Below are 9,797 nucleotides of genomic sequence, written 5' to 3' on the forward strand. Positions count from 1 at the left end.
CGTCCGGTGCCTACGCCGGGTTCTGGCTCTGCAGGACCACCGACAGCTCGTCCGCGATCCCCTTGAGGATCGGCACGATCGAGTCCGTCAGCGCCTCGGTCACCCGGCCGGCCGGGCCCGAGATGGAGATCGCGGCGGCGGTCGGCGAGTTCGGTACGGAGACGGCGAGGCAGCGGACTCCTATCTCCTGCTCGTTGTCGTCGACGGCGTAGCCCACCGTGCGGACCTGCTCCAGGGCCTCCAGGAAGCCCTCGGGCGTGGTGATGGTCTTCTCGGTCGCCGCGGGCATCCCGGTGCGCGCCAGCAGGGCCCGTACCTCGTCGGCCGGGGTGTGGGCGAGGAGCGCCTTGCCGACGCCGGTGGAGTGCGGCAACACCCGGCGGCCCACCTCGGTGAACATGCGCATGGAGTGCTTGGACGGCACCTGCGCCACGTACACGATCTCGTCGCCGTCCAGCAGGGCCATGTTCGCCGTCTCCCCGGTCTCCTCGACCAGGCGGGCCAGGTAGGGCCTGGCCCAGGTGCCGAGCAGCCGCGACGCGGACTCGCCGAGCCGGATCAGCCGGGGACCGAGCGAGTACCGCCGGTTGGGCTGCTGGCGGACGTAGCCGCAGGCCACGAGGGTGCGCATGAGGCGGTGGATCGTGGGCAGCGGCAGACCACTGGCGGCGGAGAGCTCGCTGAGGCCGACCTCGCCCCCGGCGTCGGCCATGCGTTCGAGCAGATCGAAGGCGCGCTCAAGGGACTGGACGCCACCGCTGGCGGCGGTGGGCTTGGCGGAAGCGTCGGTGGTGCTGGCGCTGGACGTCGGCACGGGCGCGGTCCTTTCGGTGCTGGCAGGCAAGGAAGCAGCCTACCGGTCGGTCGGCGTCGGCCCTAGGGCAGGGAGCTGCCGTCCCCGCCGGTCAGAGGCGGTTCGTCCTGGTGGCGGACGTCCCCCGCGAAGTTACCGCCCGGCTCCCGGTGGCGGTAGCTCCATTCTGTATGGCGAAATCTTAATTCCATCCTGTGGAAACATCCAAGTGCACTCCGCGCGGGCGGGCGGTCCGTCCGGGCGCTCTTGACGGGTCCCGGATCGCCGGGAAGACTCCGTCAACAGAACGTTGAATTTCGCTCTGTGGAAGTAGATGGGGAGGTTCCGGTGTCCGACGTGGCTGTGGAACTGGTACTGCGCTCGACGCGCGTCATCACCCCCGAGGGGACGCGCGCCGCCTCGGTGGCCGTCGCCGGCGGGAAGATCACGGCCGTGCTGGCCCACGACGCCGAGGTACCGGACGGAGCCCGGCTGGAGGACTTCGGCGACGACGTCCTGCTCCCCGGCCTGGTCGACACCCACGTCCACGTGAACGACCCCGGCCGCACCGAGTGGGAGGGCTTCTGGACGGCCACCCGCGCCGCCGCGGCCGGCGGCATCACCACGATCCTCGACATGCCGCTGAACTCCCTGCCGCCCACCACCACGGTCGGCAACCTCCGCGTCAAGCAGGACGTCGCCCGGGCCAAGGCCCACGTGGACGTCGGCTTCTGGGGCGGCGCGCTGCCGGACAACGTCAAGGACCTGCGCCCGCTGCACGACGCCGGGGTCTACGGTTTCAAGTGCTTCCTCTCGCCCTCGGGCGTGGACGAGTTCCCCGAGCTCGACCAGGAGCGGCTCGCCACCTCCCTCGCGGAGATCACCGGCTTCGGCGGCCTGCTGATCGTGCACGCCGAGGACCCGCACCACCTGGAGTCGGCCCCGCAGAACCCGGGCCCCAAGTACGCGGACTTCCTCGCCTCCCGTCCCAAGGACGCCGAGAACACCGCGATCCAGAACCTGATCGACCAGGCCAGGCGGCTGGACGCCCGCGTGCACGTGCTGCACCTGTCCTCCAGCGACGCGCTGCCGCTGATCGCCGCCGCCAAGGCCGAGGGCGTCCGGATCACCGTCGAGTCCTGCCCGCACTTCCTCACCCTGACGGCCGAGGAAGTCCCGGACGGCGCGACCGAGTTCAAGTGCTGCCCGCCCATCCGCGAAGCCGCCAACCAGGACCTCCTGTGGGACGCGCTCGCCGACGGCACCATCGACTGCATCGTCTCCGACCACTCGCCCTCCACCGCCGACCTCAAGACCGGCGACTTCGCCACCGCGTGGGGCGGCATCTCCTCCCTCCAGCTGGGCCTCCCGGCGATCTGGACCGAGGCGCGCAGCCGCGGCCGCTCACTGGAGGACGTCGTGCGCTGGATGTCCGCCGCCCCGGCCGCCCTCGCCGGGCTGGCGCAGAAGGGCGCGATCGAAGCCGGCCGCGACGCCGACTTCGCCGTCCTGGCACCCGAAGAGACCTTCACCGTGGATCCCGCGGAACTGCACCACCGCAACCGGATCACGGCCTACGCGGGCAAGACCCTGCACGGCGTCGTGAAGTCCACCTGGCTGCGCGGCAGGCAGATCGCCGACCACGGCACCCCGACCGAGCCCACGGGCCTCCTCCTCGAAAGGCAGAACTGACAGTGGCGCAGCGTTCAACTGGACCGGCCCCCTTCACCGGCAACGCGAACCCGTACGGGGGCGGCGACCCGTACGCGGACTACCGCACCGCGGACTTCCCCTTCACCCAGTACGCGAACCTCGCCGCCCGCGAGCTGGGCGCCGGTGTCATCGAGGCCAACGACGAGTTCTTCGCCCAGCGCGAGAACCTGCTGATCTCCGAGCCCGCGCACTTCGACCCCGAGGACTTCGGCCACAAGGGCAAGGTCATGGACGGCTGGGAGACCCGCCGCCGCCGCGGCGTCTGCGCCACCCAGCCCTGGCCGACCGCCGAGGACCACGACTGGGCGCTCGTCCGCCTGGGCGCCCCCGGCGTCATCCGCGGCATCGTGGTCGACACCGCCCACTTCCGCGGCAACATGCCGCAGGCCGTATCGGTCCAGGCCGCCTCCGTCGCCGGCTCCCCGACGCCCGAGGAGCTGCTCTCCGACGACGTCAAGTGGACGACCCTCGTCGAGCGCACTCCGGTCGGCGGCCACGCGGCCAACGGCTTCGAGGTGAACGTCGAGCAGCGCTTCACGCACCTGCGCGTCAACCAGCACCCCGACGGCGGCATCGCCCGCCTGCGCGTCTACGGCGAGGTCCGCACCGACCCGAAGTGGCTCGCCGCGCTCGGCACCTTCGACGTGGTCGCGCTGGAGAACGGCGGCTCGGTGGAGGACGCGTCCAACCGCTTCTACTCCCCGCCGACCAACACCATCAACCCGGGCCGCTCCCGCAAGATGGACGACGGCTGGGAGACCGCCCGCCGCCGCGACAACGGCAACGACTGGATCCGCTACCAGCTCGTCGCCGAGTCCGAGATCCGCGCCGTCGAGATCGACACCGCCTACCTCAAGGGCAACTCGGCCGGCTGGGCCTCGCTGTCGGTCAAGACCGGCGAGGAGGGCGAGTGGGCGGAGTTCCTGCCGCGCACCCGCCTCCAGCCCGACACCAACCACCGCTTCGTACTGGACGCCCCGGCGGTCGGCACGCACGTGCGGATCGACATCTTCCCGGACGGCGGCTTCTCCCGGCTGCGCCTGTACGGCTCTCTGACGGAGGCCGGCGCCGCCGCGCACGCCGCCCGCCACCGGGAACTGGGCGGCTGACGCACCCCGATCCGAACCGCCCCGGGGGCCGACACCCCCGGGGCCGCGCACGGCCCGCAGGGGCGCACCGCCCGGCGGTGCGCCCCCGCGGCGTTCCCCGGACGGGATACCGGGCGGGGAACCGGCCGGGGACACCGGGCGGGGAATCGCGCGGGTGCCTCGCGCGCCGCACCGACGAGTCCGCCCATCCCGGGAAGTCTGGACCTGCGCAAGGACGACCGACCAAGGAGCGCAGACCCGTGGGCAAGCTGACCCTCACCACCTTCCTGACCCTCGACGGCGTGATGCAGGCCCCCGGCGGGCCCGACGAGGACCGCAGCGGCGGCTTCGACTACGGCGGCTGGCTCGTGCCGTTCGCCGACGAGGGCATGGGGGAGTTCGTCACCGAGGTGTTCGACCGCGCCGGCGCCTTCCTGCTCGGGCGCCGGACGTACGAGATCTTCGCCGGGTACTGGCCGCGCCAGACCGATCCGGACGACCCGATCGCGAGCCGCCTCAACGGCCTGCCGAAGTACGTGGTCTCCACCACCCTCAGGGAACCGGCCTGGGCCGGCACCACCGTGATCGACGGGGAGCAGCTGGCGGGCGAGGTCGTCCGGGCCAAGGACGCGACCGAGGGGGAGCTCCAGGTCCACGGCAGTGGCGCGCTGGCCCAGTGGCTGCTGGCCCGCGACCTCGTCGACGAGCTGAACCTGCTGGTCTACCCGGTGTTCCTGGGCGCCGGCCGCCGGCTGTTCCCGACCGGGGGCCTGCCGACCGCCTGCGCGCTCACGTCCTCGCGCACCACCTCCCGCGGCACGGCCATCCACACCTACCGGCCCACGGGCCGCGCCGCCTTCGGCACGATCGGGGAGTGAGCTACCGCGGGGAGTGGGCTACCGCGCCTCCGGTGCGAGCCGGACCACGCTCTGCCCGCGCAGGGCGAGCAGGTCCGGGACCTCGTGCTCGTAGTGGCGGATCCAGCCGACCGGGCCCGGCGGGCGGACGTGGGGCGCCAGCACCGCCAGGAAGTCCTCCAGCCCGGGAAGCTCCTCCTCGTGGAGCTCCTGGCGGGCGGTGAGCGCCCAGCCGCCGCGGTCCGCCGGGAGGAACTCGCCGACGAGCACGCCGCCGACGCGCCGGGCCGGACCGCGGCCGGCGAGCAGCGGGTACGGCTCGTCGTACGGCCCCCCGTCGCCGTCGCCGTCGCCGTCGCCGTCGCCGTCGCCGTCGTCGTCCGCGAGCGGCGCCAGGTGGCGGCGGACCTCGGCGAGCACCGCTTCGGGAGTGCCCTCGGCGAGGTCCAGCGCGAGGTCGAGGGCGTAGAGGTCGGCCATGGGCCGCATCCTACGAGGGCGGCCGCCGGGCCCGCGCGGCCGGGCCGCAAAGGGCTCGCCCGCCATGATCGGCTCCGGTAGCGTGGCCCCGCAGACGTGCGAGCCGCCGAAGTCTCCACCCGCTTCCCGCCGCTGGAGACGCCCGTGACCGTGGCCCCGCCCGCCCCCGCCGGACCCGCAACCGGCACCGAGACCGGACCCGCAACCGGACCCGCCCCCCGCCCGGCCTGGCACGCCGACCTGCCCGTCCTGGCCGTCGCCGTCGTGTGGGGGTGCAGCTACCTCGCCGCCAAGGGCATCACCACCGCGCACACCGTCATCGCCGTCCTGGTGCTGCGCTTCGCGCTCGTCCTGCCCCTGCTGGTCCTCGCCGGGTGGCGGCGACTGCGCGCCCTGACCCCCGCCCAGCTGCGCGGGGGCGGCCTGCTGGGGCTGGTGCTCGGCGGGATCTTCCTCCTGGAGACCTACGGGGTCGTCCACACCTCCGCCACCAACGCCGGGCTGATCATCAGCCTCACCATGATCTTCACCCCGCTCGCCGAGGCGGCCGTCCGCCGGGTCCGCCCCACGGCCGCGTTCCTCGGCGCCGCCGCCGTCTCCGTCGCGGGAGTCGTGCTCCTGACCCAGGGCGGCGGCCTCACCGCGCCGGGCCTCGGCGACCTGCTGATCCTGGGCGCGGCCCTCGCCCGCACCCTGCACGTCCTGCTGATGGCCCGGGTCAAGGCCGTCCGGGGCGCCGACTCGCTCTCCCTGACCACCGTCCAGCTCGGCGGCGCCGTCCTCGTCTTCGCCCTGCTGGCGGCCCTGCCCGGCACCGGCGCCACCCCCTGGGCCGCCGCGGCGGACTTCGGCCCCGCCCAATGGGCCGGACTGGTCTTCCTCTCCGTCTTCTGCACCCTCTTCGCCTTCTTCGTGCAGATGTGGGCCGTGCGCCGCACCTCCCCGTCCCGCGTCAGCCTGTTGCTCGGCACCGAGCCGCTGTGGGCGGCCGCCGCCGGCATCGCCATCGGCGGCGAGCACCTCGGACCGCTCGGGCTCACCGGAGCCGCCCTGGTCCTGGCGGGTACCGCCTGGGGGCGCCGCGCTGCCGGATGAACGATTGGCCGGATCAGGACCCGCCGGGACCCGCGGGCGCCCGTACGCTGGCCCCCATGCCGCCACCGGGAGCCCCCCGCTCACAGGTCCGGGAGCTCCTCCAGCCGCACCCGGCGCCGCTCCCGGCGCGAGAGCTCGCACGCCTCGGCCACCCGCAGCGCGGCGAGCGCCTCCCGGCCGTCGCACGCATTGGGCCCCTCGCCGCGCACCATCCGTACGAAGGCGGCCAGCTCCGCCTCGTAGGCGGGCGCGAACCGCTCCAGGAAGCCGGTCCACGGCTTGCCGGCCGCGGGCGGCCCGTGCGGTTCGGTCGAGGTGATCGGCGTACGGTCGTCCAGCCCGGCGGAGACCTGGTCCAGCTCCCCGGCCAGCTCCATCCGCACGTCGTACCCGGCGCCGTTGCAGCGGGTGCCGGTCGAGGTGACCAGCGTCCCGTCGTCGAGGGTCAGGACGGCCGCGGCCGTGTCGACGTCGCCCGTCTCGCGGAACCGGGCCGGCCCCGCGTCGGAACCGGCCGCGTAGACCTCGGCCACCTCGCGGCCGGTCACCCAGCGGACCATGTCGAAGTCGTGCACGAGGCAGTCCCGGAACAGCCCGCCGGAGGTCGCCAGGTAGGCGGCCGGGGGCGGCTCGGCGTCGGAGGTGGCCGTCCGCACGGTGTGCAGCCGGCCCAGCGCCCCCGACCGGACCAGCTCCCGGGCCGTGCGGAAACCCGCGTCGAAGCGGCGCATGAAGCCCACCTGGAGCACACCGCCCAGGGCGGTCACCTCGCGCAGCACCGCCAGGGTCCGGGCCAGGTCCGGGGCGACCGGTTTCTCGCAGAACACCGGCAGCCCGCCCCGCACCGCCCGGACCACCAGCTCCGCGTGGCCGTCGGTGGCGCACGCCACCACCACCGCGTCCACGCCCCAGGTGAAGACCTGCTCGACCGTGGGTGCGGCCGTCGCCCCGAGGCGGTCGGCCAGCCGCGCCGCCCGCGCGGAGTCGGCGTCGGCGAGCAGGAGCGAGCCCGCGTCCCGGTGGCGGGCCAGAGCCGCCGCGTGGAACGAGCCGATCCGGCCGGTCCCGATGAGCCCGATGCGCATGCACTCAACGTGACCCCGTACGGGGGACCTGTCAATCTGCCCGCGCATGCCCCGATGGTCCCGCATGGTCCACTGTGGCGGATACTGGGCGGCTGGAACCGGAATGACCGCATGACGGCGGACGGGACGCACGAGGGAAGGGCACGGCGACGTGGCTAGGGTTCGGACAGGGGCACGCGTCGTGGGCGCCGTGCTCGCGGCGGTGCTGGGAGCCTCGCTCGCGGGATGCAGCAGCACGGGCGGCAAGCGCGCCGAGGAGCGGGCGAAGGCCGCCGAGGCGGGCCGGCCCGCGGTCTCGACCCCGCGCTGGACCTTCGCCATGGTCACCCACGCCGGCGACGGCGACACCTTCTGGGACATCGTCCAGAAGGGTGCCAAGGAGGCCGCGGCGAAGGACAACATCAACTTCGTCTACGCCCATGACGACCAGGCCCAGCAGCAGGCCCAGTTCGTGCAGAACGCCATCGACCAGAAGGTCGACGGGATCATCGTGAGCCTCGCCAAGCCGGAAGCCCTCAAGGACGTCCTCGCCAAGGCCGTCAAGGCCGGCATCCCGGTCGTCACCGTGAACTCCGGCTCCGCCCAGTCCGCCGCGTACGGGGCGCTCACCCACATCGGCCAGGACGAGGAGATCGCCGGCGAGGCGGTCGGCGCGGAGCTGACGAAGCGGGGCCGCAAGAAGGCCGTCTGCGTCCTGCACGAGCAGGGCAACGTCGGCCACGAGCAGCGCTGCGCCGGGGCGAAGAAGGCCTTCGGCGGCTCGCTGGAGAACCTGTACGTCGAGGGCACCAACATGCCCTCCGTCCAGGCGGCCCTCCAGGCCAAGCTCCAGGCCGACCCGTCCGTCGACGCGATCGTCACCCTCGGCGCCCCCTTCGCCCCCACCGCCGTCAAGGCGAAGGACGCGGCGGGCAGCAAGGCCGAGGTGGACACCTTCGACCTCAACGAGTCCGTCGCGCGCGACCTGAAGTCCGGGGCCCTCGGCTTCGCCGTCGACCAGCAGCCCTACCTCCAGGGCTACGAGGCCGTCGACCTGCTCTGGCTCTACCGCTACAACGCGGACGTCCTCGGTGGGGGCCGCCCGGTCCTCACCGGCCCGCAGATCGTCACCGGCGCCGAATCGGCCGAGCTGGAGACGTTCATCAAGCGGGGCAGCCGATGAGCGCCGCCGTCCCCGCGGACGAACGGCTGGCGCCCGCCTCCCTGGTCCGCAGGCTGCTCGGCCGCCCGGAGCTGGGCGCTGTGGTCGGCGCCGCCGCGGTGTTCGTCTTCTTCTCCTTCGCCGCCGACAGCTTCCTGCGGGCCTCCAGCCTCAGCACGGTCCTGTACTCGGCCTCGACGATCGGGATCATGGCCGTCCCGGTGGCGCTGCTGATGATCGGCGGGGAGTTCGACCTGTCCGCCGGCGTCATGGTCACCACCTCGGCGCTGTTCAGCTCCATGTTCAGCTACCAGATGACGGCCGACGTCTGGGTCGGCGTCCTGGTGTCCCTGCTGGTCACCCTGGCCATCGGCTTCTTCAACGGCTTCATGCTGACGCGCACCAGGCTGCCGAGCTTCATCATCACGCTGGGCACCTTCCTGATGCTGACCGGTCTGAACCTCGGCTTCACCAAGCTGATCAGCGGCTCGGTCTCCACCAAGTCCATCGCCGACATGGAGGGCTTCGCCTCCGCCCGCGCCCTCTTCGCCTCGCAGTGGAACATCGGCCCGGTCACCCTCAAGGTCACCGTCCTGTGGTGGTTCGCGCTGGTCGCCGTGGCCACCTGGATCCTGCTGCGCACCCGCGCAGGCAACTGGATCTTCGCCGTGGGCGGCGGGGCGGACGCCGCCCGCGCGACCGGCGTCCCGGTGGTCAAGACCCGCATCGGCCTGTACATGGGCGTCGCGCTGTGCGCCTGGATCTCCGGGCAGCACATCCTCTTCTCGTTCGACGTGGTCCAGTCGGGTGAGGGCGTCGGCAACGAGTTCCTCTACATCATCGCGGCCGTCATCGGCGGCTGCCTGATGACCGGAGGCTACGGCTCCGCCATCGGCTCGGCCGTCGGCGCCTTCATCTTCGGCATGACGAGCAACGGCATCGTCTACGCCCAGTGGAACCCGGACTGGTTCAAGTTCTTCCTCGGCGCGATGCTGCTGCTCGCGACACTGCTCAACGCATGGGTCCGCAAGCGGGCGGAGGCGAAGTGACCGTGACCACCCCCACGACCCCCACGGCCGGGGACGGGTCCACCGCCCTGGTGCGGCTGACCGACGTCAGCAAGTTCTACGGCAACATCCGGGCCCTGCAGGGCGTCTCCCTGGAGGTCTCCGCCGGCGAGATCACCTGCGTCCTCGGCGACAACGGCGCCGGCAAGTCCACCCTCATCAAGATCATCGCGGGTCTCCACCGGCACGACGCCGGCTCCTTCGAGATCGAGGGCGAGGAGACCGTCCTCGCCAACCCGCGCGCGGCCCTCGACCACGGCATCGCCACCGTCTACCAGGACCTCGCGGTCGTCCCGCTCATGCCCGTCTGGCGGAACTTCTTCCTCGGCTCCGAGCCCACCAGGGGGCGCGGCCCGCTCCGCCGCCTCGACGTGGAGTTCATGCGCGCGACCACGCGTACCGAGCTGCTGCGCATGGGCATCGACCTGCGCGACGTGGACCAGCCGATCGGCACCCTGTCCGGCGGCGAGCGGCAGTG

10 protein-coding genes are annotated in these 9,797 nt (G+C 73.0%); 7 read left to right on the forward strand and 3 right to left on the reverse strand.

The window, feature by feature from the left end; translation table 11 throughout:
* Positions 1-10: 10 nt before the first annotated feature.
* Positions 11-814: an IclR family transcriptional regulator gene (locus ACFWU6_RS28820; RefSeq protein ID WP_383803188.1), complete on the reverse strand. Its 804-nt coding sequence runs from the start codon at positions 812-814 to the stop codon at positions 11-13.
* A gap of 327 nt (positions 815-1,141) precedes the next feature.
* On the opposite strand from ACFWU6_RS28820, the gene allB reads away from it, so the two are divergent.
* The 3 genes from allB (at position 1,142) to ACFWU6_RS28835 (ending at position 4,472) form a co-directional block, all read left to right on the forward strand.
* Positions 1,142-2,485 (forward strand): allantoinase AllB, encoded by a 1,344-nt coding sequence (gene allB, locus ACFWU6_RS28825; RefSeq protein ID WP_383983850.1) that lies wholly within the window; start codon positions 1,142-1,144, stop codon positions 2,483-2,485.
* Positions 2,486-2,487: 2 nt separating this feature from the next.
* Positions 2,488-3,615, forward strand: a complete 1,128-nt coding sequence (gene alc, locus ACFWU6_RS28830) for an allantoicase (RefSeq protein ID WP_383803184.1) — start codon at positions 2,488-2,490, stop codon at positions 3,613-3,615.
* A 239-nt stretch (positions 3,616-3,854) separates the two neighbouring features.
* Complete coding sequence (locus ACFWU6_RS28835; protein ID WP_383803182.1) at positions 3,855-4,472, forward strand: dihydrofolate reductase family protein; 618 nt, start codon at positions 3,855-3,857, stop codon at positions 4,470-4,472.
* A gap of 18 nt (positions 4,473-4,490) precedes the next feature.
* On the opposite strand, the gene ACFWU6_RS28840 is transcribed toward ACFWU6_RS28835, so the two are convergent.
* Entirely contained in the window at positions 4,491-4,931 is a 441-nt protein-coding gene (locus tag ACFWU6_RS28840) for a hypothetical protein (RefSeq protein WP_383983852.1), read from the reverse strand.
* A gap of 150 nt (positions 4,932-5,081) precedes the next feature.
* On the opposite strand from ACFWU6_RS28840, the gene ACFWU6_RS28845 reads away from it, so the two are divergent.
* Complete coding sequence (locus ACFWU6_RS28845) at positions 5,082-6,026, forward strand: DMT family transporter (RefSeq protein WP_383803200.1); 945 nt, start codon at positions 5,082-5,084, stop codon at positions 6,024-6,026.
* 80 nt (positions 6,027-6,106) lie between these two features.
* On the opposite strand, the gene ACFWU6_RS28850 is transcribed toward ACFWU6_RS28845, so the two are convergent.
* Positions 6,107-7,111: a Gfo/Idh/MocA family oxidoreductase gene (locus tag ACFWU6_RS28850; RefSeq protein WP_383803177.1), complete on the reverse strand. Its 1,005-nt coding sequence runs from the start codon at positions 7,109-7,111 to the stop codon at positions 6,107-6,109.
* Positions 7,112-7,292: 181 nt separating this feature from the next.
* Here ACFWU6_RS28850 and ACFWU6_RS28855 point away from each other — a divergent pair, with 181 nt between their 5' ends.
* The 3 genes from ACFWU6_RS28855 to ACFWU6_RS28865 all read left to right on the forward strand — a co-directional run.
* Positions 7,293-8,273: a sugar ABC transporter substrate-binding protein gene (locus ACFWU6_RS28855; RefSeq protein WP_383803175.1), complete on the forward strand. Its 981-nt coding sequence runs from the start codon at positions 7,293-7,295 to the stop codon at positions 8,271-8,273.
* On the forward strand, positions 8,270-9,301 hold the full coding sequence (locus ACFWU6_RS28860) for an ABC transporter permease (protein ID WP_383803173.1): 1,032 nt from the start codon (positions 8,270-8,272) through the stop codon (positions 9,299-9,301). The genes ACFWU6_RS28855 and ACFWU6_RS28860 overlap by 4 nt, the downstream gene beginning before the upstream one ends.
* A partial coding sequence (locus ACFWU6_RS28865; protein ID WP_383983854.1) for an ATP-binding cassette domain-containing protein occupies positions 9,271-9,797 on the forward strand: 527 nt, incomplete at its 3' end. The genes ACFWU6_RS28860 and ACFWU6_RS28865, both read left to right, overlap by 31 nt.

This window comes from Streptomyces sp. NPDC058674 (genome assembly GCF_042716505.1).
Classification (GTDB): Bacteria; Actinomycetota; Actinomycetes; order Streptomycetales; family Streptomycetaceae; genus Streptomyces.